Annotated in this window: 21 protein-coding genes and 1 tRNA gene; all 22 read right to left on the bottom strand. The window is 41.5% G+C overall.

The window, feature by feature from the left end; all coding sequences use genetic code 11:
- Positions 1–63 precede the first annotated feature (63 nt).
- The 22 genes from AKG39_RS08415 to clpP all read right to left on the bottom strand — a co-directional run bounded on the left by AKG39_RS08415 (position 64) and on the right by clpP (position 23,835).
- Positions 64–801 (bottom strand): YlmH/Sll1252 family protein, encoded by a 738-nt coding sequence (locus AKG39_RS08415; protein ID WP_050739937.1) that lies wholly within the window; start codon positions 799–801, stop codon positions 64–66.
- A 39-nt stretch (positions 802–840) separates the two neighbouring features.
- On the bottom strand, positions 841–1,110 hold the full coding sequence (locus AKG39_RS20860) for a YggT family protein (RefSeq protein WP_050739936.1): 270 nt from the start codon (positions 1,108–1,110) through the stop codon (positions 841–843).
- 8 nt (positions 1,111–1,118) lie between these two features.
- Positions 1,119–1,607, bottom strand: coding sequence for a cell division protein SepF (locus AKG39_RS08405; protein ID WP_050739935.1), 489 nt, complete (start codon positions 1,605–1,607; stop codon positions 1,119–1,121).
- Positions 1,608–1,617: 10 nt separating this feature from the next.
- Positions 1,618–2,268 (bottom strand): YggS family pyridoxal phosphate-dependent enzyme, encoded by a 651-nt coding sequence (locus tag AKG39_RS08400; protein WP_050739934.1) that lies wholly within the window; start codon positions 2,266–2,268, stop codon positions 1,618–1,620.
- Between the two features lie 12 nt (positions 2,269–2,280).
- Positions 2,281–3,402, bottom strand: coding sequence for a hypothetical protein (locus AKG39_RS08395; RefSeq protein ID WP_242852576.1), 1,122 nt, complete (start codon positions 3,400–3,402; stop codon positions 2,281–2,283).
- A 136-nt stretch (positions 3,403–3,538) separates the two neighbouring features.
- A tRNA-Pro gene (locus AKG39_RS08390) sits at positions 3,539–3,615 on the bottom strand.
- Between the two features lie 131 nt (positions 3,616–3,746).
- On the bottom strand, positions 3,747–4,229 hold the full coding sequence (locus AKG39_RS08385; protein ID WP_050739933.1) for a SoxR reducing system RseC family protein: 483 nt from the start codon (positions 4,227–4,229) through the stop codon (positions 3,747–3,749).
- Positions 4,229–5,998 carry an aspartate--tRNA ligase gene (aspS, locus tag AKG39_RS08380; protein WP_201780260.1) on the bottom strand — a complete coding sequence of 590 codons (1,770 nt, stop codon included), beginning with the start codon at positions 5,996–5,998 and terminating at the stop codon, positions 4,229–4,231. Before aspS ends, AKG39_RS08385 begins: the two co-directional genes overlap by 1 nt.
- A 269-nt stretch (positions 5,999–6,267) precedes the next feature.
- Positions 6,268–7,722: a coproporphyrinogen dehydrogenase HemZ gene (gene hemZ, locus AKG39_RS08375; RefSeq protein WP_050739931.1), complete on the bottom strand. Its 1,455-nt coding sequence runs from the start codon at positions 7,720–7,722 to the stop codon at positions 6,268–6,270.
- A gap of 8 nt (positions 7,723–7,730) precedes the next feature.
- Complete coding sequence (locus AKG39_RS08370) at positions 7,731–8,360, bottom strand: MBL fold metallo-hydrolase (RefSeq protein WP_050739930.1); 630 nt, start codon at positions 8,358–8,360, stop codon at positions 7,731–7,733.
- Between the two features lie 8 nt (positions 8,361–8,368).
- Entirely contained in the window at positions 8,369–8,821 is a 453-nt protein-coding gene (gene dtd, locus AKG39_RS08365) for a D-aminoacyl-tRNA deacylase (protein WP_050739929.1), read from the bottom strand.
- 9 nt (positions 8,822–8,830) lie between these two features.
- Entirely contained in the window at positions 8,831–11,002 is a 2,172-nt protein-coding gene (locus tag AKG39_RS08360; protein WP_050739928.1) for a RelA/SpoT family protein, read from the bottom strand.
- A gap of 36 nt (positions 11,003–11,038) precedes the next feature.
- Complete coding sequence (locus AKG39_RS08355; protein ID WP_050739927.1) at positions 11,039–11,557, bottom strand: adenine phosphoribosyltransferase; 519 nt, start codon at positions 11,555–11,557, stop codon at positions 11,039–11,041.
- Between the two features lie 18 nt (positions 11,558–11,575).
- Entirely contained in the window at positions 11,576–13,678 is a 2,103-nt protein-coding gene (gene recJ, locus AKG39_RS08350; RefSeq protein ID WP_050739926.1) for a single-stranded-DNA-specific exonuclease RecJ, read from the bottom strand.
- Positions 13,679–13,833: 155 nt separating this feature from the next.
- Positions 13,834–14,730, bottom strand: coding sequence for a protein translocase subunit SecF (gene secF / locus AKG39_RS08345; protein ID WP_050739925.1), 897 nt, complete (start codon positions 14,728–14,730; stop codon positions 13,834–13,836).
- A 14-nt stretch (positions 14,731–14,744) separates the two neighbouring features.
- Positions 14,745–16,007, bottom strand: coding sequence for a protein translocase subunit SecD (secD, locus tag AKG39_RS08340; protein WP_050739924.1), 1,263 nt, complete (start codon positions 16,005–16,007; stop codon positions 14,745–14,747).
- Between the two features lie 54 nt (positions 16,008–16,061).
- Positions 16,062–17,537, bottom strand: a complete 1,476-nt coding sequence (gene gltX, locus AKG39_RS08335) for a glutamate--tRNA ligase (protein ID WP_050739923.1) — start codon at positions 17,535–17,537, stop codon at positions 16,062–16,064.
- Between the two features lie 81 nt (positions 17,538–17,618).
- Complete coding sequence (gene queG, locus AKG39_RS08330; protein ID WP_050739922.1) at positions 17,619–18,554, bottom strand: tRNA epoxyqueuosine(34) reductase QueG; 936 nt, start codon at positions 18,552–18,554, stop codon at positions 17,619–17,621.
- A 60-nt stretch (positions 18,555–18,614) separates the two neighbouring features.
- A complete protein-coding gene (gene yihA / locus AKG39_RS08325) occupies positions 18,615–19,199 on the bottom strand; it encodes a ribosome biogenesis GTP-binding protein YihA/YsxC (RefSeq protein WP_050739921.1) in 585 nt (194 codons plus the stop codon).
- A 212-nt stretch (positions 19,200–19,411) separates the two neighbouring features.
- Entirely contained in the window at positions 19,412–21,793 is a 2,382-nt protein-coding gene (lon, locus tag AKG39_RS08320) for an endopeptidase La (protein ID WP_050739946.1), read from the bottom strand.
- 144 nt (positions 21,794–21,937) lie between these two features.
- On the bottom strand, positions 21,938–23,206 hold the full coding sequence (gene clpX / locus AKG39_RS08315) for an ATP-dependent protease ATP-binding subunit ClpX (protein WP_050739920.1): 1,269 nt from the start codon (positions 23,204–23,206) through the stop codon (positions 21,938–21,940).
- Positions 23,207–23,217: 11 nt separating this feature from the next.
- Positions 23,218–23,835 (bottom strand): ATP-dependent Clp endopeptidase proteolytic subunit ClpP, encoded by a 618-nt coding sequence (clpP, locus tag AKG39_RS08310; RefSeq protein WP_050739919.1) that lies wholly within the window; start codon positions 23,833–23,835, stop codon positions 23,218–23,220.
- Between the last annotated feature and the right edge of the window lie 31 nt (positions 23,836–23,866).

Below are 23,866 nucleotides of genomic sequence, written 5' to 3'. Positions count from 1 at the left end.
TTGTGAAAACTGACATCAAAGCAACAATTGTTCGATTCTTTTGAATTTCGCAATTACCTATCTTTAAATATATTTATCGACTTCCATACGGATATTTCCTTTTTTGGTTCGCAGGTCCATATCCAGGATGATGGCCTTGCCCTTGCCCCTCACGGAAATAACATCATTGGGATTGACCCGAAAATCATTTTTAGAAATTTCTTCGTAGTTCACCCGGACCCGACCTTGTTTGATGTAAGTTAAGCTATCCTGACGTGAGAATCCCCAGATCTTATTGATGATACCATCAATGCGATTGGAGGCCACCACCAGTGACATGCGTTTGAAGTTTTTTTCAATGGTTACTATCTCAGTCCAGTTTTTAAAGCAGGGTTTGATGGTGCGTCCGCTGACCTTGTTAAAGTTAACAAGAAAAAAGTCCTGCAGCCGTTTATTGGCAATTACCTGAACGGTATCCTCCCCAACATCAATATCCCCAATACTTTCTCTTGTAATTCCCATATGCATGAGTTCCCCCAGCACATTGCGATGATCGATAGGAACCGGCTTCTCGAAATCAATACCAAAGATCGGCCATTCCAGATCTTCTTCGAAAATATAGTCCGGGTAGATACAAAGCATTTTTCGCTGCGCTTCCGGGTGCCCGCCAAAAAATAGATAAGGGACACCATAATGCTTTATAGTGTCCTTTATTTTACGCTGTAATGTTTCATCATAGAAATCAAAAAACCGTGGTTCAAAATTTTTAGTGCATGCATCTTCAATGCGCGATAATAAATAGCTGTCTTTTTTTTCTGCCATGAGTATTCCTTTCCTGTTTAAGTACTTTAAAAACACTCTTTAAAAGATGAGTGAAATCACCATCTTATAAAGAGGAAATAAAATAAATTGCATCAACAGTATTGCTGCAAAAGCAGAAAGGTCAAGTGGTCCGATAATGGTAAAACGGCGTAAGGGCATTAAAATTGGTTCGGTCAGCCCATAAATGGTTTTTACAATGACATTGCTGGGATTTGGTCTTATCCAACTGAATACAATATTAATAAAAATTAAAAATGTTACAAATTCAAATAAAAAATAACCTGCCTGGATTAGAATATATTGAACCATAGAGGGGCCTATTCGTGTCCCTCATCCCACTCAAGTATAGGGGGATTAAATTCAACATCTTCTCTTTCAGGGTTTGTTAATACTGACACTGCTTTTGGGGCGAGAATAAACACATTGTCAGCAATTTTATTTAAAGAACCATCCAGTGCAAAAAGCGCACCGCTTAAAAAATCAAATATTTTACGACCATTTTCATAATCTGTGTTTTTTAAATTCAATACAACTGTTTTACCAGCGCGAATTTTATTACAAATACTTGGGGCATCCTTAAAAACTTCAGGTTCTAATACTAATACTTCTGGACCTTCGTCAGTGGATGATTCACTTCGTCGTGTAGAGGTTGTTTTTTTTGATTTTGGTGCACTGAAAGCACTCTTGTTATCTTCGGAATGATCGTCATAAACATCCTCTTCGTATATCTCTTCGTAACCGTCCTCATTATCCACTTCCATACCAAAAACCTTAATAATTTTATCCTTAAATTTTTCTCCTGCCATAGTATCTCTCCTAACTACTAAATATTTTTCGTCCAATTCTTATCATATTGGAACCTTCATCTATTGCAATTCTATAATCATCTGTCATCCCCATGGACAAGTAATCCATCTGAATAATGGTGCTCAGAGATTCCTCTTTTATTCTATCATAAATTTTTTTTAATTCCACAAAAATATTACGAATTTTATCATTATTTTGGGATAATGGGCCCATTCCCATAAGACCTTGGACTTTTATGTTTTGATACTTTGGGATCACTGTCAGAACATCTTTTATTTCTTCTTCCAAAAAACCGGACTTACTCTCTTCACGAGCAAGATTCAATTGAAGCAAAACTGAGGTAACGACTTCTTTTTTTTTGCTTTCTTTATCAATCACATCCAATAGCTTCAATGAATCCACCGAGTGAATGAGAAACGTCTTTCCAATCAGATATTTCACCTTATTTTTTTGCAAATGTCCAATGAAATGCCAGCGTGGTTCATTTCCCAGCACCTCATATTTTTTAAGAAAATCCTGAACTTTGCTTTCTCCAAGATCAAAGACACCGGCATCCATCACAGCCTGTGTTTCTTCAATACTGTGATATTTTGTAACTGCCACAAGTGTCACATGGTCCGGAAGCTCCTCCTGAATTTTTTTGATATTATCAGCAATCACTTCTTCACTTCCTTAGGGATAAATTTTAATGCGCATTCCGCTGTTTAGCCCCGGGTTATCCGACTCTTTTAGAATCGCTTTCCCACCGGCGTATTTTTCAACTGTTACGGATGTTGGATCGCTAAAATATCCTTTGGTTACTGTATCAACCTTTGTTTCTTCATCGACAGTAAATACTGCACTTTTGGGTATTTCAAATGCCTGATAATCCTGAATGTAGATCTCGGCATTACCAACAACCACATCCGAAAAATTATTAATATAATCTTTCACCATCATAACAATAATTTTTTGATTTCCTTCTTTTATAATATCCACAAAATAACTGGTATAAATATGATCCTCATATTTAAAACGAAGTTCCGGAAAATAGTAGAGCTGATCGACACGTTTTACCAAAAAATCATAGTACGCCTGGTTAATCCCCACATCACTTGTGCCCATCATTTCTGATTTAAGCGCAAGTACCTCATTTTCACCCATAATACTGGTTTCCTCAGGTATGGTAAAGGCCACATAAACATGATCATTATTAATCACCTTAAGCAGGGTTTCTGACTCCTGGTCAATTTTGCTCACCGACTTTAAAAAGGCTAAATTAATATATGGTAGTATATTTTCATCCGCAATTTTTTCTACCGGTTTAATATTGGTATAAACATAACCGCTTGAAAGCATCTTAAGTTCGTTTAAGCTAATGTTCATCGGCGCACCGCTGCCTAAGCTTAAAAGATTTTCTCTGGTTTTTTGGAGCGTCCCAAGATCCTGTCCCATGTACTGAACAGACTCCGTGAGAAATTTCTTTTGTTCCCGTTCGGTTTCTCCAATTTGACTTGTGATGCTTGATAATCCCTGGTAATTCGAAACAACATCACCGGCTATTCTACCCCAGTTGTTGTAATATTGATCTGCAATGATTTTATCAATAACAGCTACTTGTTCGTTAATATAGTCTTGATTCACAACCTTAGCGGAATTTGTCAACGGTTTATATCCATTCGCCTTCTCCCCTTCTGCAAGGGTAAGATCGCTGGCTTGAAATTCATCGATAACCTTATAATCAACATCTTTAAAAAAATACATTTCTGTCTTTTGCGATTCTGTGTATTGTATTTTTTCAAGAAGCATGCTCATATTACCACGATAACTCGTGACAATAAAGATTCCTACAATAAAAAAAAAACGAAGCCAACGATTATTTTTTTACGTAATTTGACCCGTCTATTATTCTTTCTTTTTATTTGACTCATATTTTCACCTTTTAAAAAAATGGTCTGAGTGAGAGGATTTGAACCTCCGGCCTCTTGACCCCCAGTCAAGCGCGCTACCAAGCTGCGCTACACCCAGACAGTAAAACCATTATAATGATTTATACCGCATTAATCAAGTTTTTTTTTATTTTTTATATTTATTAAAGTAAACTAATGCGATTCAAACGTAAAAGCAGGGATATTTTAACAACACCCCTGCCGAAAATTTTATCCCATTATTCTATCCATCGGATCCTTTTCAATCTCCATCTTTTCAATTTCCTGCTTTTCAATGATGCCGGTAATGATCGGTTGGTATTTACTGTTAAAAATGCCTTTTTTGTCAAAATATTTAATGCCGGCATAAGCAACCGCCATCAACGCAATTCCCGAAAAGAATGGCACCAGGTTTTGATCCCAGGATAAACCATTATTGAAAATAATAAAGTAGGACAAACTGCTGCCTAACAGAAATGCCACCAGTGGGATCCCATACATAATCGATGCTGCCTTAAAGACACTGGCAAAGCGCATTTCAACCTCTACTGTTTCACCTTCCCTGGCCCCAACGGGGTTTTGGGCAATAGCTTCCATGGTGGACTGGTCCTTGCTTACATGGCAGGCGCCACAATCCCCACAAGCCGTATTACGCTTAATGACGACCTTGGCGGTTTTACCCCGAAGTTCTTTGACGATTCCAACTTCTTTCATTAGATTTCATCCACACTGATCCCAAGATCGATAAGTTGGTCCAGTTCTGCATTCCCAGGCGCATCCATCATCAAACAACCGTGATTCTGGGTTTTTGGGAAGGCCATAACATCTCTGATGTTGTCATTATCCGTCAGCAGCATTACCAGACGATCTAAACCAAAAGCCAGACCGCCATGGGGAGGTGTGCCGTATTTCAGGGCTTCAAGAAGGAAACCAAATTGATCCCAGGCCGCTTCCATGGTAAAACCGAGCGCGGCGAAAACCCGTTCCTGGATTTTTTGATTATGGATACGGATGCTTCCGCCGCCCAGTTCAACCCCATTAACTACCATATCAAAGGCATCTGCACGAACCTTAAGCGGGTTAGTTTCAAGGTATTGCATGTCTTCTTCGAGTGGCGCTGTAAAAGGATGATGCTTAGCGGAATAACTTCCCGACTCAAGATCGTATTCCAACAATGGAAAATCGGTAACCCAGAGAAAATTGTACATGCCTTCTAGCTTATACTCAAGCTTTCGTGACAATTCCAGTCGCAATTGACCCAAAGCATTACAGGCAATTTCATGGGTATCGGCAACAATAAAGATCAAATCCCCTGGTTCGGCATTCATTCTTTTAAAAATGGCCTGTTTTTCTGACTCGGAAATAAATTTAAGTATTGGCGACTTCATTTCACCATCGGAGACATCAATCCAAGCCAGACCTTTGGCTTTATAAATTTTTACATAGCTTTCAAGTCCCTTGATTCCTTTTTTACTTAATTTATCCTGAGCACCCTTGGCATTAATAGCGCGTACACTGCCATTCTTTTTCACCGCACCGGAAAAAACATTAAATTCTGAATCTTTAACAATATCTGATAAATCTGTGAGTTTTAATTCAAAACGGGTATCTGGTTTGTCAGAACCATATTGATCCATGGCTTCCTGGTAGGTCATTCGAATCATGGGTGTCTTGACATCAACGTCCTTAATTTCTTTCATGATTTTAGCAATCATTTCTTCATTAATGGCAATGATATCATCCTTATCCACAAAGGACATTTCGATGTCAATTTGGGTGAATTCCGGTTGGCGATCCTGTCTTAAATCTTCATCACGAAAACACTTAGCAATTTGATAATAGCGATCCATTCCTGAGATCATTAAAATCTGTTTGAATAATTGCGGTGATTGGGGCAATCCAAAGAATTTTCCCTTTTGAACCCGTGACGGCACCAGGAAATCCCGGGCACCTTCTGGAGTTGGCTTAGCAAGAATAGGGGTTTCAATCTCACAAAAACCGCGATCACTTAAAAAGTTTCGGGCAATGCTAGCGGTTTTATGCCGTGTCATTAACATTTTCTGGAATTTTGGTTTTCTTAAATCCAGGTACCGGTATTTCAAACGCACTGCTTCATTGGTTTGGTCGTTATCTTCAATGTAGATTGGTGGGGTTTCGGCGGTATCAAGAATGGTTAATTCCTGAATTTCCACTTCAATATCGCCAGTGGGAATATTTTTATTGATATTCTGGTCACTTCTTAAAACAACTTCGCCTTTAATAGACAAAACGAACTCATTTCTGACTTTTTCAGCCAGTTCAAAGGCGGCCGGCTGCTTTTCATTGACAACCAGCTGAACCTTCCCGGAACGATCTCTCAGGTCGATAAAAAGCACCCCTCCGAGATTTCTTCGGTTATCAACCCATCCTGAAAGCTCTACGATTTTTCCGACGTCATTTGCATTTAATTCCCCACACAGGGCATTTCTATAAAAAGTATTCATTTTACCTCCAATGTATATACACTAATTTATTTATCTTCTTAACCTTTATATTATAATGAAGTTAGGACAAAAATGTCAAGTCTGAATCCTTAAAATTAACTCTGGAAGGTAAATTTTAAAGAAGTTGCTTATAATTCTATTGTGAACCGCTAATATTTCCGGCCAGTCTCTAAACAATTCAAGACTTCTTCTCGTTGAAATAATTTAAATAAAAAAGCTGCTAAATAAATTGGCAACTTAACTATCACAGCTTTCAAATATTTTAAACTCTACAAATCAAAAAATTCATAGGCCTTGACCTTTTTTTCAATAATCTGATCAATCCGATCATTATAGGTCTTAATATCTTTCACCGTAAAAACCCGGTTGATGCTGTCATCAGCGGGATCGTAAAGTTTTCCGGTGGAGCCGGCACCAATGCCAATGATGGATTGCCGTTCCGCCATCATCAGAATATTGTAAATGCCTTCGTGTCCCCGCTTTGAGTAACCGATGTTTTCGCTGTTACCCTGAGTATACTTTAAACGATAGAGGTAGTAAGGCTCATAGCCGTTGTCACTGAGAATTTTTCTCACCCGCTGGTAAAAATCCTCACCATAACCTTTACTGACCTGAATACCTTGGGCATGTTTCATTTCCGAACCTTTTTTTATGGAAAGGTTATGGATGGTGATGTTTTCCGGATCCAGTGCCATCACCGCCTTCAATGAAAACATGAAATCATCCGGATTTTCATCCGCCAGTCCGATGATAAGATCCATGTTCAGGGTTTTAAATTCCATTTTTTTGATCAGCTCTGCCTGCTTTTCAACGAGACCTTTTTCCCAATAGCGCCCTACGGCTGCCAGTGTTTTGGCATTCATGGTTTGAGGATTCAGACAAAGTCTCTGAACTCCATGTCTTTTGGCAACTACCAGTTTTTCTTCTGTGATGGTTTCCGATCGACCGGCTTCCAGCGTATATTCCCGAAGCCTGGTGAGATTAAAGGATTTTTCCAGGGCTGCCATTAAAACGTCCAGCTGCTCGGCGCTTAAAACTGTGGGTGTGCCGCCACCGATGTAAAGGGTATCGATAATCACTTCCTGGGCCCTAAAAACGCCCCCGATGCGATGAACCTCCACTAATAAATTGTTAAAATACGCTTCTAAATTAAGGCCATTTTTATCCACCACTGTGGAAATAAACGAGCAGTAGGAGCATTTTGCCGGGCATAATGGAATTCCCACATAAAGGCTGACCAATTTTTTATTCATTCCCTGATTCTCGAAGGAAACAAAAGGAGCCTGGGTTCTGGTCAAGTCCATAATGAGCTGGGTGCGGTCAGCATTGGCCCGATAATAGTTTCGAAATTTTTCCTCAACAGCACTCATGGACATGCCTGTACTCAAGCATTTTTGAGCAATGCGCACCGGCTTTATACCCGTTAATATTCCCCACTCCAAAGTTTTGTTAAAGTACTCACATAAAAGCTCATAAAGAAACCCCTTGTAAATACTATTATCAAGAGGTTCGTCATTGTTATTAAATTCAAATCGCTTTTCCAATGCTTGGGAGCCTTCCCAGGATAAAGATAATAACAAAGTTTTGCCCTCACAACGCTGGAAAAGCACCCCCCCGGCATCGCCCTCAATAACATTCTTAACGCCCGGATCAAAGGCTTGATATAATTCATGAAAATAGTATTCCAGCTCGGGACGGTCTAAATCAAAACGCAGGATTCTCATAGGCCCTCCTATGACCGTCCCTGAAGGAAGGGATTGTTTTTCTTTTCATAACCGATGGTGGTATTTTCACCATGTCCCGGTAGTACTTTTACGCCATCGTCCAAAACGAAAAGCTTGGTGGCAATGTTACCCAACAGTTCAGCAAGATCGCCATCCGCAAAATCGGTTCGTCCGATGGATGTGTTAAATAGGGTATCACCGGCAATCAGGGTATCTTCCACTAAAAAACAAACGCCGCCTTTGGAATGACCAGGGGTATGAATAACCTTAAGCTTCAGTTTTCCAATGGAAATCACATCATTTTCCGAAAGAAATCCATCCGCCGGATCCAGTTCCAGATTCATTCCGGCGATTACCGAAAGATTACGCCTTGGATTCATAAGGCAATCCGCATCATTTTCATGAATGAGCACCTTAGCGCCCGTTGCTGATTTAACCTGATTAACCCCTCCCAGATGATCAAAATGACCGTGAGTTAAAAGGATGTATTTTACTTTGAGCTTATTTTTTTCGATAATATCCAGGATGCGATTATCTTCAAATCCAGGATCGATGACTGCTGCTTCCAAAGAATCTTCATCCCAAAGCACGTAGCAGTTAGTCCCCATTTGTCCCAGGGATAGTTTTTTAATTTCCATGATTCCTCCTAAAATTGTTTTTCACTGTCAAGCAATAAGGTGACTGGGCCGTCGTTGACGATCATCACTTCCATCTCGGCCTGAAAAACGCCGGTTTCAATTTTTCTAATCGGGGTCAGCCTCAGCTTTTTAACAAAAATATCATATTTTTTTTCTGCCTCAGCCACTGGGCCACTTCGGGAAAAACCAGGCCGTCTTCCTTTTCGGCAATCACCATAAAGGGTAAATTGGGAAACCAACAGGATTTCGCCATCAATATCTAAAATTGACTGATTCATTTTGCCGTCATCATCTTCAAAGATTCTGAGATGAATAAGCTTATTGATGATATAATCCATATCTGCTTCAGTATCATCCGCTTTGATGCCTAAAAGCACGTTTAAGCCATTACCGATGGCACCAACAGTTTCATGGTTGATTCGCACCGCTGACGACGATACACGCTGTATGACTACTCTCATGGCTTCTCCTTATACTCGACTGATCTGTATGACTTCTTTTATTTTATGTAAATTTTTAATGAGCAGATTTAATTCCCGGCGGCTTTTAACCTCAAAGGTAGCTGAGAAAAAATCATATTCATTTTTTTCATTTTTTGCATTAAGGGCTTTTACGGGAATGTTCATTTCCATAAATGTTTTGGATATTTTGATGAGGGTTCCCTGGGCTTCATTGGCTTTTATATGAATTTCTGCGGTAAAAGAACCGACGCTGTACTTATTCCACTCAACTTCCACAATCCGCTCGGGATCACTGAGGTTGAGTACATTTGAGCAGTCGGCCCGATGAACCGAGATGCCCCGGCCTTTGGTGATGTAGCCCACGATTTTATCCCCGGGGACAGGATTGCAGCATTTTGCAAAATGTACATCAATTTCGTTGTGGCCAGCCACAATAACATTGCTGCTGGAGGCCTTATATTCCGGTTGTGGCCTTTTGAGAATAACTTCTTCAACTTCCTCGGGAAATTCCTTGGGAAATAAAAGTCGCATTTTTTGAAACACCGTACCAATTTTTATCCCGTTATAACCAATGGCCGCATAAAAATCATTTAAGGCTTTGAAGGAGCAGGTTTCGGCAAGCGTTTCAAGATTTGCCAGGTTCAGAAGATTCGAATGTTGTAAGCCTTCGCGTTTGATTTCCCGTTCAAGAACAGATCGGCCCTTTTGAATGTTTTCATCCTTTTCTTCTTTTTTAAAATATTGCTTTATTTTATTTCTGGCATGAGGACTTTTAACAAAGCTCAGCCAATCCCGGCTGGGTCCATTGGAATTTTTGGATGTCATGATTTCCACAATATCCCCACTTTTCAATTGGCTGTTGAGAGGGACAATTTTATTGTTAACCCGCGCGCCCACACAGTGGTTTCCAATGTCACTATGAATGCGATAGGCAAAGTCAAGGGGTGAAGATCCTGCCGGCAGCGGAACGACCGCACCTTTGGGTGAAAACACATAAACCTCTTCGTTGAGTAAATCAACCTTAATGGTTTCCACCAATTCCCCGGCATCCTCAGAATCCCGCTGGAGCTCAAGCATCTGCCGCAGCCAGGTCATTTGTTCTTCATATTTATTTTCTTTGGTATCCGAACGACCTTCTTTATACTTCCAGTGCGCGGCGATCCCATATTCTGCAGTTTCGTGCATTTCTCTGGTCCGGATCTGAATTTCGAAGGGTTCGCCTTTGGGCCCCATCACCGTGGTGTGAATGGACTGATAAAGGTTCGGTTTCGGCATGGCGATATAATCTTTAAAACGTCCCGGAATTGGTGTCCACTGGGAGTGAACCACACCTAAAACACCATAACAGTCTTTGAGTGAATCGACGATCACCCGAACCGCAATGAGGTCGTAGATTTCATCAAAATTGCGGTTCTGGTTTTTCATTTTTCGATAGATACTGTAAAAATGCTTTGAACGTCCATAAATTTCGGCATTGGTTCCAACTTTTTCAATTTCTTTGGAAAGAATATTAATGACCAACGCAATATAGGCTTCTCTGGCACTTTTTTTTGTTTTAATCTTTTGAACCAGGTCATAATAACCTTCAGGATCAAGGTATTTAAGGGCCAGATCTTCAAGCTCCCATTTAATGGTGGAAATCCCCAGGCGATTTGCCAAAGGGGCATATATATCCAATGTTTCCCGAGCTTTTTCAATCTGCTTTGATTCCCGCATATACTCTAATGTGCGCATGTTGTGAAGACGATCCACGAGTTTAATCAGGATAACGCGGATATCCTTTGACATGGCGAGGATCATTTTTCGAAGGTTTTCGGCCTGACTTTCTTCCTTGGACTGAAATCCAATCCGACCAATCTTAGTGACGCCTTCAACCAGATCCGCCACTTGTTCGTTAAAGTTTTCTTTTATATAGTCATATGAATAAACAGTATCCTCGATGACATCATGCAGAATAGCAGCCACAATGGTTTCCGTATCCATTTGCATTTCTGCTAAAATATAGCCAACAGAAACCGGATGAATAACATATTCCTCACCGGAAAGACGCTTCTGTCCCTTGTGTGCTTCCCGTGCCAGTTCATATGCTTTATTGATCATCGTGACATCGGCATCGGGATTATTCGCTTTTACAAGGTTTATTACATTGTCAATTTTTCCTCTTATTGCATCATTTTCCATATTGTTACTGCCTTTATTTAAATTTAAACGCTTCGTTTAACAGGGGTAAGTAATCATTGAATGAATGAAATAATCTTTAAGCAATTCCCGACCGCCAAGATCGGTGAGCTCAATCAGAATTATAATTCCGGAAACTTCGCCGCCAAGCTTTTCAACAAGCTTGGTTGCTGCCATTAATGTTCCTCCGGTTGCCAATAAGTCATCAACAAGGATAATTCGATCTCCTGGTTTAATAGAATCTCTCTGAATTTCTACAATATTCGAACCGTATTCCAACTTGTATTCCTCAGAAACGACAACTCCTGGCAGTTTGCCGGGTTTTCGCACCGGAACCAAACCGATGCCAAGCAAATAGGCCAGCGGCGTTCCGAAAATATAACCTCTTGCTTCCGGAATCCCCACAATGTTTGCATCCAGGGCTTTGGCAACCAAGTGCATTTCATCGATAACATGCTTGAATGCTTTTGGCTCCAATAAAAGACTGTTAATATCTTTAAAGCTGATTCCCTCGATGGGAAAGTCTTCGTAAATTCCAATTTTTTCCTTAAGATCCATTATTGTTCTCCCTTGCCGTTAATTTAATATATCCCTTAATTTTAGCATTAGTTTGGTCTTTTGAATATCCTTTTTTTCATCTGTTTGAATTATTTTAAAAATAATGGTGCCATTTTTAAGTGCGTAGGCAATGATACCGGCTTCCCTCAGGGTTTCACAGGCTAGCAGCAAATGAAGCGGTGACAGTTCTCGATAAATATCACAGACTTTTTGAATGGATATTTCCCGATTTTTCGATTTTTTCATGAGCCCATAAACACCAAGAATCATCTGACGGTCCAGGGCCAGCTCACCAGGAAAGATACCATCAAGAATGCTTTCGATTTTTGGCTTGGGATTTTTTTCTTTGACAATTAGTTTTACCAGTGTCATGGCGGTTTCTAATTCCCAGATGGGATTTTTCTTAAGATCCTTGATGACTACCTGGAGGGATTTTTTTCCCTGGTATTCATTGCTGTCCAAACGACACAATAATTCGATCCCCGATTGGGTCCCAAAGGGCATTAAAGCTAGATCGTCGAAAAAGCTGCCTAACCCAAAGCCAACGCCGCGAAAGCCTTCAAAGCCCAGAAATAAATGGTTCTTTTCCTTCCCCATGGTGCCTCCGGATTTCAGCACCGGATTGTTCATCATAAACTGGATTCCCGGGTTTCCAATCCCACAGGGTTCAAAAAGATCAATTTCTTTGAGCCGTTCCCAACTAACCTCTTCCGGTTTTATTTCGGCATCGTAATAAAGGGGTTTTACTAAATGATTTTTGAGTCCGACAGATCTGCCGTATTCATTCAGTTCTTGGGAGAGTTTAGCAATATTCTCCATTGGCAGTGAAAAACCGGCGGCCAGGGCATGGCCGCCGAAGCTGGTAAATAAATCTTGACATGAACACAGGGCTTCGAAAATATTGAAGCCTTCAATGCTGCGACAGGATCCTTTTCCAATGCCGTTTTCAATGCCGATGACAACTACCGGTCCATAATATTTTTCCTGAAGGCGGCTGGCGACAATCCCAATGACCCCGGAATGCCAGTCTTCCCCGCCTACCACCAGGACGTCTTCTTCAAAAAGATGATCGCTTTCAACCACTTCCATGGCTTCTGCCAATATTTTCTTTTCTAAATCCTGCCGTTTGCGGTTTTCCTCACTGAGAAATTCAGCCAGAATCAAAAGCTCGTCCTGATCAATGCCCGTGAGCAGCTCAACAATTCGGTTGGCTTCTCCCAGTCGACCGGCAGCATTGATTTTTGGACCGAGGACAAAGCCAAAATGCCAGGCTTTTAGTACCAAAAGTTCACTCACTGCCATCAGCGCCCGAATTCCGGGATTGAATGGTTTGGTATTGAGATATTGTAACCCAAGAAATACCAGGGTCCGATTCTCATCAACAAGAGGCACTAAATCCGCCACCGTGGCCAATGCCACGCATTCGATGCTCTCCTGGAGATCCAGAGCCGCCCCAAGTCGTAAACCCAGGGCTTGGACCAGCTTAAATGCCACACCGGCGCCGCAAAGCTCTTTAAAGGGGTAGGTTGAATTTGGCCGTTTGGGATTAATAATCCCAAATGCTTCCGGAAGCACGCCGTGACATTCGTGATGATCCGTTACAATCACATCCACATTTCTTTGATTGCAAAAGTCAATCTGCTCACGGGCGGTAATCCCATTATCAATCGTAATAATAAGCTTTGTTCCGCCCGCAATAAGGGTTTCCAGGGGGGTGCAATGAAGGCCGTATCCAGTTTTCAAGCGATTGGGAATAAAGTAATCCACTTTAAAATCCTGACTTCTCATAAATTTAAGCAGCACTGACACCCCAATGGTGCCATCGGCATCATAATCGCCATAGAGGTAAATTTTTTCACCCCGGTCTCGGGCCTGAATAATTCGTCCCACTACCTTTTCCATGTCTTCAAATAAAAAAGGATCATGCAGATCCGCCATGGCTGGTTTAAGATAACGACGTCCCTCTTCCACCGAGGCGCAGCCCCGATTGACGAGCAGCTTCGCCGTTGCGGCACTGACTCCCTGACTGCTGATTAACTCTTCAATTAAATTTTCCCTTTGATCGATATCTATGTTATATTTTTTATCTTTACGCGGCATCCATTTCGTTTTTACTGTCATAAGCTTAACCTCAATTTTTATTTCCTTCTATTATCCTACAGCTCAAGTGTAAAATCAAATTTACCGTCTTTTATTGAACTATTTTTAAGAAATCAAAAGCCTGATGCCAGAGTGAAAATCTCTGACATCAGGCTTTTGTATATCTTTATCCGATACTACTTTGTTGCAAGTACTTTTTCTTTCTTCTTATGCTGATACTCTTTGATGGTATACCAAAGGGCGCTGGCATTGAAAATTGAAGAATAGGTTCCGATGGCAATACCTACCATTAACGGCAGTGCGAAATCTTTGATCGCCGGAGCGCCAAAGATATACAGCGCGGTAATGGCCATTAAGGTTGTCAATGAGGTATTAATGCTGCGACCCAGGGTTTGTGACACGCTGGTATCCACTAAATCGGCATAGGCATACTTCCCGAATTTAGGACGATTTTCCCGGATCCGGTCAAAGACAACAATGGTATCATTGATGGAATACCCCAGAACCGTCAGCATGGCGGCAATAAATGGAGAGTTTACCTGAATCTGGAAAACAGAATAGACCCCTAAAACGACAATCAAGTCATGGAATAGAGCCATAATGGCAGTTAATCCAAAGAGGAATTCAAACCGGAAGGTAATGTATGCCAACATCAGTACCATTGCCACAATAATGGCAATAATGGCATTTTGTGTCATTTCTGCACCAATGGAAGGGCTCACCGTATCGATGGAGAGAAGATCCGTATCCTGCAGGTTGTATTTTTCCTGAAATGAAGAGAACAACGCCTGTCGCTCTTCGGTGTTTAAATCTCTTTTGGTGGTAATGATCACCTGAGTTTTATCATCACCGGCATAGGTTAAATCCGCACCGGTATCAAATTCATCAACAATCGTTCTGGCATCCGCACTGTCAAAGGTCGTATTCAGCTCGATGGTGACAATGGTCCCGCCGATAAAATCAATACCAAAGTTCAGTCCCTGAATTAACAGGGAGCCAAGACTGATGGTAATTAATACCAGGGAGATGGCAAACCATATTTTACTTTTTTCTACAATTTTATATTTTTTCATTATGGTTCTCCTCCCTATAATCCGTAAAAGGCATTATTGGTGAATAAGCCTGTTTTAATCATTAATCGTACGAGGTGCTTGGTGATCACAATCGCTGTAAACATACTCACCAGAATCCCTAAAATAAGGGTTACCGCAAAGCCCTGAACACTTCCGCTTCCGAGGAAGAAAAGCACAAATCCGGCAATGAGGGTGGTCACATTTGAATCGAGGATCGTCGTGAACGCTCGCGAAAAGCCAGTATCAATGGCGGTTAATAAGGATTTCCCCAAACGGGCTTCCTCTTTAATTCGAGAGAAAATAATAACATTGGCATCCACTGCCATCCCCACCGAAAGAATCAGTCCGGCAATCCCTGGCAGTGTTAAGGTGACATTGAGTGCCGCCATAATCGTCAGAAAAATCATAATATAAATAATCAGTGCCAGATCGGCTATAAAACCCAATCCCCTGTACGCAACCAGCATAAAAATAAGTACCAGGCTAATCCCGATGAGGCCTGCAAAAACACTGTCATTTAAGGAGTTTTGTCCCAAAGTCGGACCAACGGTCCGAATTTCAACCGGCGCAAGCTTAACTGGAAGTGCTCCGCCGCGGATCAGAGAGGCCAGATTTCCGGCTTCATCAATATCCCCCATGCCTTCAATAACCGCTTCGCCATTGGTAATCACCACGTTAACGGTTGGAGCTGAAATAATTTCATCATCAAGTTTGATTTTTATGACCTGCCCCTGATATTTTTCAGTGGCATCAGCAAAAAGTTTGGTGCCTTCTTCGCTGAATTTGAGGGTAACCACAGCTTGTTCGATTCCGCTGCTTGAAGTTTGCATAACGCCTTTGGAATCGACCACGTCTTTACCGGTTAAAATCACCGTATCGTCCGGACCCAAAAATTCCAGCTGGGCCGTTTTGCCAATCAGGTTAAGTGCCTCTTCCTGGTCACTGACCGAAGGAATAGAAACACGAATACGATTATCACCCTGTTTTGTGATAGTCGGTTCGGATACACCAATAGAATCGATTCGCTGCCGGATGGTCAAAATCGCCGAATCAATTTTTTCCGGTGTGACCGGATCGGACTCTGTATTCTCGGCTTCGAGGACAACATTTACCCCACCGGTTAAATCTAAACCATAATTCATATTATTGCTAATTTTACCAATATCATAAACGCCAACCGTGACCCCGCTAAACAACACATAACCAACACCAAAAATGAGCAGTGTAATGATGATTAATTGAGCCAGAATTTTTTTATTTACTTTCTGTTTATCCACACGTTTTTCTCCTTCGTCCTTAAAATAATTCTATTTAGCAATTTACTCTTATTTTTACTCAATAACCGACCTTACCCCATTTAAACGGGTCAGTATTTCATCTTTGCCAAGGACGTCCATAATTAATGTAAGATCCGGACCATGCATCTCCCCGGTAATCATAATACGGCTTGGCATATACAACAGCTTGCCTTTGATTTTTTCTTCCTTTTGAATTTCCTTGAGAATTGCCTTCCCCCGGGCAGCATCCAAAACCTCAGTCGCTGTAATTTTTTCAACCAGCGCACGGTAAAGACATTTGGTGGAGTCTGCCCGAAGCAGCTCCAGGGCTTCCTCATCATTTACCACAAAATCGCTTTTAAAAATCAGGGCTAATTCTTCCTTTGCCTGGGCAAAATACTCAATCCGATCTCTCAGAAGTTCACCGATTTTTTCAAGCCAGTCGTTTCGTGATTCTATCTCTTCTGAATGGAGATAGCCTGCTTCGATCAAAAAAGGAACCAGCTTTTCAACCAGTGTCGCAATGGGCAATTCCTTGATGTAATGGGCATTCATCCAATTCAGTTTGGATCGATCAAAAACAGCCCCTGATTTATTCACCCTTGACAGATCAAAGGCCTGGATCAGTTCATCCATGGAAAATATTTCCTGTTCATCCTCAGGACTCCAGCCTAGCAGGGCCAGATAATTCACCAGAGCTCCGGGCAAATAGCCTTTGGCTAAAAAATCGCCGACGGACACGTCTCCCTGGCGCTTGCTGAGTTTTTTATGATCGGCGTTTAGGATGTTTGACAGATGAACAAACTGTGGTGCCTCCCAACCAAAGCACTGGTATAAATAGACATGCTTTGGGGTTGACGGCAACCACTCTTCGCCACGAATGACGTGAGTAATTCCCATCAGATGATCATCGATGACCACTGCCAAATGATAGGTGGGAAACCCGTCGGTTTTAAGAAGCACCTGATCATCCAGGTCATTGGTATTCATTTCTATGGTGCCGCGGACCCCATCCTCAAAACGGATGACATGATTTTCGGGTAATTTTAAACGGATCACGTAAGGAATGCCAGCCTTAATTTTGGTTTGCACCTCATCTGGGCTAAGCTCCCGACAATGGCCATCGTATTTTGGTGTTTCTCCTGCGGCTTTCTGTGCTTCCCGGACTTCTTCCAAGCGTTCTTTGGTGCAGAAGCAGTAATAGGCCTGACCATTATCCAACAAAGTCTTTAGGTGCTTTTGATAGATATCCAGCCGTTGTGACTGAATGTAAGGTCCAACATCGCCCTTTTGGACCACCTCATCACCGGTTTTAATCAAACCTTCATCGGGAATAACCCCGGTAATATTTAAAGCGTTCAGGAGATTTTCCACTGCCCCATCCTCAAAACGGGTTTGATCTGTATCTTCCAGGCGGAGTAAAAAAACGCCTTCCATTTTCTTTGCAAATAAATAATTATATAGTGCTGTCCGAAGACTTCCAACATGAACATTTCCTGTTGGGCTCGGCGCAAATCGATTGCGTACCATTTGAACCTCCAATTTTGATAAAAAATATTAAAAATTTCATTAACTTTGTTATTATAGCATTTAACTCTCAATTTATCATTCTTATTTTTTATTTTTCTCAAAGAGTTTGGCATTCCGGACCATGATTTTTTTGCCCCGCCATCCTGCGGCGGTTTTGCCAAACTGATTTTTAAATTCCTTGTTCGACAGCTTGAGAAGCGCCTCGATTTTGGGATAAGCCGTTTCATCATCTGTCCAAAAGCGCTCTTCTTTAGTTTTTTCCAATTCCTGATTGTAGGGACAGGCCTGCTGGCATAAATCACATCCGTAAAGGTAGGTGCTTATCCGCTTTTCTTCGTCTGGAGTCAATTCTTTTTTCTGGGTAAGAAAGGCCACACATTTGGAAGGGTCTAGACTAAACCCATCACCCAGGGCGTTGTGGGGACAGGCATCAAGGCAGCGACGACAATCTCCGCAGCCATTTTCAATGGCTGCGGTGGAGCTAAACTCAATGTCAGTGTCAACCAGAATCTGACCAATAAAGAAATAGCTGCCAAGAGTTTTATTGATCAGACAATTGTTTTTCCCAAAAAATCCCAGCCCGGCCCGGTAGGCCGAACCACGGTCGACCAATGGGCTGTTGTCCACATAGGCTTCGTACCCAATCTTTGGCTTGCCGGCTACGATCTGATCCTGATTCAAGGTATCCATTAAAGCTCTCATTTTTTCCCTGAGGACCTCATGATAATCTCGCCCCCATACTACCGCGGCCACCGCACCTCTTGATGTCTCATCGTCTGGTCTGTGAATTGACTGGTAATAATTGACGCCAATGACGATTCCTGATTTTGCTTTAGAAAAATGCTTCAGATAATCGATGCGTTCCTGGGGTGTGCCCCCTTCAAAACCGGTCGAAAATCCCTGTTCGACCCGCTTTTCAAGATGCGAAAGACACTCGCTTAAAGGCGCAACCGAAAAAAAGCCTATCAGATCAATGCCCTGGTTCTCTGCAATTTTTCTAATTTTCTCTTCGTTCATGTCTACCTCTCCGGATTCAATCCTTCACGAGAAAGAGCTGCCTGAAGGCAGCTCAAAATTTTATTCCAATACTGACTCAATCCGATTCCATGCTTCTTCTTTCCCGGCCTTTGTTTCAGTGGAAAAAAAGATAATCTCACGAGTGTCTCGCAAATCAAGTTTTTTGGCCATTTGATTGATTGATTTTTTTTGATTCGTTCGTGAAATTTTATCTGCTTTGGTCCCAATGATCACCGGGGTTAACCCATAATAGCTTAACCATTCATGCATCAGGCGATCATCCTCGGAGGGTTCGTGGCGAGCGTCCATGAGTTGAAAAATCAAAGCAACATTTTCCCGCTGCCTTAAATATTTTTCAATCATCTTCCCCCATTTTTCACGTTCGGTTTTTGAAACCTTAGCGTAACCATAACCCGGCATATCTACAAAATGAAAAAGATCATTAATTCGATAAAAATTCATGGTCTGTGTTTTTCCGGGCTGGGAACTGGTGCGTGCCAACCCTCTTCGTTCAATAAGGGTATTTACAAATGATGACTTTCCAACGTTGGATCGTCCCAGAAGGACAATTTCCGGCAGATTATCAACAGGATACTGATGCTCTGCCACAGCACTGATGACAATCTCTGCTTTTGTTACTTTCATAATTTACTCCGTTTCTAATGTTCAATCGATAATTGAGGATCCAGGATGCCCTGCCTGGTAGGTTAAAGAATTTTCACACATCAACGTCGGACACTCCAGGAGTTGTCCGACGTTTTTGTTGCCTTTTAATTCGAATCCCACATAAAATGCAACGGGCTTTTATGTGTAAGTGATAAAATTATCTATCCTGCTCAATGATCAAACTTTTTGTTTTATAATTGGTTAAAGACAATCTCAATAACCTCGGCCATGGATGCCACTGACTGAATATGAAGGGCTTCCAAGACGACTTTTGGCACATCTTCAAGATCTTTTTCATTTTCTTTGGGTAAAATTATTTCCTTAATACCCGCCCGGTGGGCGGCTGTGAGTTTTTCGCGAAGTCCGCCAATGGGCAAAACTCGGCCTCTTAGGGTAATTTCCCCAGTCATGGCCAGATTTTGCGGCACCGGGTTATTGGTTAACGCGGAAACCAATGCGGTGGCAATGGTAATCCCGGCGGATGGGCCATCCTTTGGCACCGCGCCTTCGGGTACGTGTAAGTGAATGTCTTTTTTAGAATAAAAATCTGAACTTACTCCCAGAGCATCTGCTTTAGAACGGATATAACTGATTCCTGCCTTAACAGACTCTTTCATGACATCGCCGAGCTGACCGGTTATTTCGATTTTTCCGGTACCATCCACCACAATTACTTCAATCTGCAGGGTATCTCCGCCAACCGGTGTCCAGGCAAGGCCGTTAACAACCCCTACCTCTTTTTTATCGCCTACCGTTTCAAAAGAATATTGATGTTTTCCCAGGAATTTTTCAAGATTTTTCTGTGTAATACTAATGCTTTTTCGATCATTCTCAACAATTTCCTTGGCGGCGACCCGACAAATTTGGGCGATTTTACGTTCTAATTCACGCACACCGGATTCCCTTGTGTAATATTCAATGGTATTTTTGATAACCCCTTCGCTGATTTTACAGGTTGATTTTTTCAAGCCATGTATTTCAAGCTGCTTGGGGATCAGATATCTTTTTGCAATCTCAACTTTTTCACTTTCCACATAACCATTTACGTCAATGATTTCCATCCGATCAAGCAAAGGCCGTGGTATGGTTGACAACGAATTGGCGGTGGTCAGAAACAGTACCTGGGAAAGATCAAATGGCAATTCCATATAATGATCCGTAAAGGTATTGTTTTGTTCCGGGTCCAAAACTTCCAGCAATGCTGAAGCAGGATCCCCTTTAAAGTCCTGGCCGAGTTTGTCCACTTCATCCAGTAGAAAGAGGGGATTTCGAGTGCCGCATTTTTTGATATTGTAAATGATTCGTCCCGGAATGGCACCAATGTAGGTTCGTCGATGGCCGCGAATTTCGGCTTCATCCCGCATACCGCCCAAAGACATCCTTACATACTTGCGATTCAAGGCCCGGGCAATTGATTTTGCAATAGAAGTTTTACCAACCCCCGGCGGACCTACTAGACAAATAATTGGGGATTTCATGCCATGGGAAAGCTGCAATACTGAGATATATTCAAGAATTCGTTCTTTTACCTTATCAAGAGCAAAGTGATCCTCATCCAAAACTTTTCGTGCCAGTGAAACATCAACAGTTTCTTCGGTTAGGGTATTCCAGGGCAGATCCAATATCCATTCCACATAGGTCTGAATCAGTCCGGCTTCCGATGAACCTTGAGGTACCTTGTTTAATCGGTTCAATTCACCCAAAACCTTATCCCGAACCTCATCTTCAACTTCGAGGGCATCCAGACGTTCCTTATAAACTTCAATTTCGTTTTGGATGTCACCTTCACCCAGTTCATCCTGGATGACTTTAATCTGTTCACGAAGATAATACTCCCGTTGGTGCTTATACATCTCCCCACGGACTTTTTCATCAATATGATGTTCGATTTTAATCATTTCAACTTCTTCGACTAATATTTCATAAGCAATGACTAACCGTCGGTTAACGTCGGTTTCCTGAATCAACCGCTGGCTATCTTCCAGGTCCAGAAAAAGATTGGCACCGATAATGTCAATGAGCTGATCCGGATCGTCCAGTGAGTCCATAGCCAAAATAAGATCGGTGGCAACTTTTCTGGTCACATTCATATAATTGGCAAATGATTCGCGAATCATTCGAATAAGAGTACGGTTTTCTTTTGTGTCATAATAAACCGATCGCACCGGCTTTGTCGATACTAAAAAATAGGGTTCCAGGCTTTCGAATTCTACAATTTCCCTTCGTTCCTGAACCTCAACTAAAACACGAACAAGGTTATCCGGCATTTTTAACAGCTGTTTTACTTTAACTTTGCAGCCCACCGTATAAAAATCTGCAGGAATAATATCTTCTTTAATCACTTCTTTTTGAGTGACTAAAAAAGCCATTTGATCTTTTTCCATGGCCGCTTCCAGAGCCTTAATGGATTTTTCACGACCCACATCAAAATGGACCACCATTCCAGGAAAAACACTCATTCCACGCAAAGGAATAAGTGGCATGGTTTCCTTTTCCTGAACAAATAATTCAGGTTCGATGATCCCGCCATGTCCGTTTTTTTCTTCGATAATTTCTTTTTTTTCAATACTCAAATTTATCAACTCCCCACCTGTTTATTATTAGCCAGTATTTTTAAAAAACAACAGACCGCACCAAAAACTTCAAATACAGGGCACCTTCGTACCAATAAGTAATTGGGCTTTTGAACGGTCTGGAAAAGCCCAACGGCTTTTTTATCAAACTACTTTGTTGCCGGATTCTTCACAATCATTTTTTTGCCCAATGATCATAATAGGCTCAACTTGTTTTTCCACCACATCCTGAGTAATAATGACCTTTTCAATATTTTCGTTGGACGGTACCTCAAACATAATATCAAGCATAATATTCTCAATAATCCCACGAAGTCCACGGGCGCCGGTTTTGTTTTCCAAAGCTTTTTTGGCGATCGCAACCAAAGCTTCCTTTTGAAATTCAAGTTCGACCCCTTCAATTTTAAACATTTTAATATATTGTTTCACCAGAGCATTACGAGGCTCTGTTAAAATTTGGATCAAGGCTTCTTCATCTAAATGCTGAAGAGATGCAATAACCGGAATTCTCCCAATAAATTCGGGGATCAGACCATATTTCAAAAGATCCTGGGGTTGAACGTTATAGAGTCCCTGATCAATCTGTTTTTCTTTGGAATTTCTGATATCAGCCCCAAAGCCCATTGAACTTTTTTCTGTCCGTTGTTCAATCACCTTATCCATACCATCAAAGGCACCACCACAAATAAACAAAATATTATTGGTGTTGATTTGGATGAAATCCTGATGCGGATGCTTACGACCACCCTGTGGCGGTACGTTGGCAACCGTACCTTCTAGTATTTTAAGCAGCGCCTGCTGCACACCTTCGCCGCTCACATCTCGTGTGATCGAAGGATTATCGCCTTTACGGGCGATTTTATCTATTTCATCAATATAGATAATTCCTTTTTCTGCCTTGGCAACATCAAAATTTGCGGTTTGAAGAAGTTTCAATAATATATTTTCAACATCTTCCCCGACATATCCGGCTTCGGTTAAGGATGTGGCATCTGCAATTGCGAATGGCACATTCAATATCCTTGCCAGGGTTTGAGCCAACAATGTTTTTCCTGATCCGGTTGGCCCAATGAGCAGGATGTTGCTTTTTCCCAGCTCTACCTCGGCATCATTCTCATCCAGTGAGGTAATGCGTTTATAGTGATTATACACTGCCACTGCCAGCGCTCGTTTGGCTCTGTTTTGAGCAATGACATATTCATTCAATTTTTTCTTTATCTCTCTGGGTTTTGGAACATCTGCAAAATTAAATTCTTCCGGTAAATCATCAACATCCATGATTTCTTCGCAAAGATCAATGCATTCATTACAGATATAAACTCCTGGACCTGCAACCATCCGCTTAACCTGGGACTGACTTTTACCACAAAAGGAACAACGGGCATTTTCGATGCCATCTTCATTTCTAGCCATTTTTCAGCCTCCTATCTTGATACTAATATCTCATCAATCAAACCGTAGGCCATTGCTTCCGGAGCATCCATGAAATTATCACGGTCTGTATCCTTAGCAATGGTTTCTAATGGTTGTCCTGTGCGTTCGCTGAGAATAGTATTTAATGTTTCACGTGTTTTTATCAGGCGTTTAGCGTAAATTTCGACATCCGTACTCTGTCCCTGGGCTCCGCCAAGAGGTTGATGAATCATGATTTCACTATTAGGCAGAGAATATCGTTTTCCTTTGGTTCCTGCTGCCAGAAGAAATGCCCCCATCGATGCTGCTAATCCGACACATAGTGTGGATACATCGCAACGAATATAATTCATGGTGTCAAAAATAGCCATCCCAGCTGTTACCGATCCGCCGGGACTATTTATATATATCTGGATGTCTTTCTCCGCATTGTCAGCTTCTAAATAGATAAGCTGACCAACAATGAGCGATGAAATATTTTCATTAATTTCTCCATTTAAAAAGATAATACGTTCCTTTAACAACCGTGAGAATAAATCATAAGAGCGTTCTCCCCGGCCTGTTTGTTCAACAACCATGGGAACAAGATTATTTAATATAATTGGTTGATTGGTTTTACTATTTAACATGAACGATTTTTCCCACTTTCTCATTTAAATT

This window comes from Acetobacterium bakii (assembly GCF_001263355.1).
In the GTDB taxonomy this organism is placed as follows: domain Bacteria; phylum Bacillota; class Clostridia; order Eubacteriales; family Eubacteriaceae; genus Acetobacterium; species Acetobacterium bakii.
The sequence above is the reverse complement of the archived record's forward strand: the minus strand, read 5'-3'. Positions and strand labels throughout refer to the sequence as shown.

What these genes read in the sequence shown, in the direction of transcription:
- AKG39_RS08415 (WP_050739937.1), bottom strand. Translation starts at nt 801, where the DNA reads ATGGCAGAAAAAAAAGACAGCTATTTATTATCGCGCATTGAAGATGCA.
- AKG39_RS20860 (WP_050739936.1), bottom strand. Translation starts at nt 1,110, where the DNA reads ATGGTTCAATATATTCTAATCCAGGCAGGTTATTTTTTATTTGAATTT.
- AKG39_RS08405 (WP_050739935.1), bottom strand. Translation starts at nt 1,607, where the DNA reads ATGGCAGGAGAAAAATTTAAGGATAAAATTATTAAGGTTTTTGGTATG.
- AKG39_RS08395 (WP_242852576.1), bottom strand. Translation starts at nt 3,402, where the DNA reads ATGAGCATGCTTCTTGAAAAAATACAATACACAGAATCGCAAAAGACA.
- AKG39_RS08385 (WP_050739933.1), bottom strand. Translation starts at nt 4,229, where the DNA reads ATGAAAGAAGTTGGAATCGTCAAAGAACTTCGGGGTAAAACCGCCAAG.
- aspS (WP_201780260.1), bottom strand. Translation starts at nt 5,998, where the DNA reads ATGAATACTTTTTATAGAAATGCCCTGTGTGGGGAATTAAATGCAAAT.
- hemZ (WP_050739931.1), bottom strand. Translation starts at nt 7,722, where the DNA reads ATGAGAATCCTGCGTTTTGATTTAGACCGTCCCGAGCTGGAATACTAT.
- AKG39_RS08370 (WP_050739930.1), bottom strand. Translation starts at nt 8,360, where the DNA reads ATGGAAATTAAAAAACTATCCCTGGGACAAATGGGGACTAACTGCTAC.
- dtd (WP_050739929.1), bottom strand. Translation starts at nt 8,821, where the DNA reads ATGAGAGTAGTCATACAGCGTGTATCGTCGTCAGCGGTGCGAATCAAC.
- AKG39_RS08360 (WP_050739928.1), bottom strand. Translation starts at nt 11,002, where the DNA reads ATGGAAAATGATGCAATAAGAGGAAAAATTGACAATGTAATAAACCTT.
- AKG39_RS08355 (WP_050739927.1), bottom strand. Translation starts at nt 11,557, where the DNA reads ATGGATCTTAAGGAAAAAATTGGAATTTACGAAGACTTTCCCATCGAG.
- recJ (WP_050739926.1), bottom strand. Translation starts at nt 13,678, where the DNA reads ATGACAGTAAAAACGAAATGGATGCCGCGTAAAGATAAAAAATATAAC.
- secF (WP_050739925.1), bottom strand. Translation starts at nt 14,730, where the DNA reads ATGAAAAAATATAAAATTGTAGAAAAAAGTAAAATATGGTTTGCCATC.
- gltX (WP_050739923.1), bottom strand. Translation starts at nt 17,537, where the DNA reads ATGGTACGCAATCGATTTGCGCCGAGCCCAACAGGAAATGTTCATGTT.
- queG (WP_050739922.1), bottom strand. Translation starts at nt 18,554, where the DNA reads ATGAACGAAGAGAAAATTAGAAAAATTGCAGAGAACCAGGGCATTGAT.
- yihA (WP_050739921.1), bottom strand. Translation starts at nt 19,199, where the DNA reads ATGAAAGTAACAAAAGCAGAGATTGTCATCAGTGCTGTGGCAGAGCAT.
- clpX (WP_050739920.1), bottom strand. Translation starts at nt 23,206, where the DNA reads ATGGCTAGAAATGAAGATGGCATCGAAAATGCCCGTTGTTCCTTTTGT.
- clpP (WP_050739919.1), bottom strand. Translation starts at nt 23,835, where the DNA reads ATGTTAAATAGTAAAACCAATCAACCAATTATATTAAATAATCTTGTT.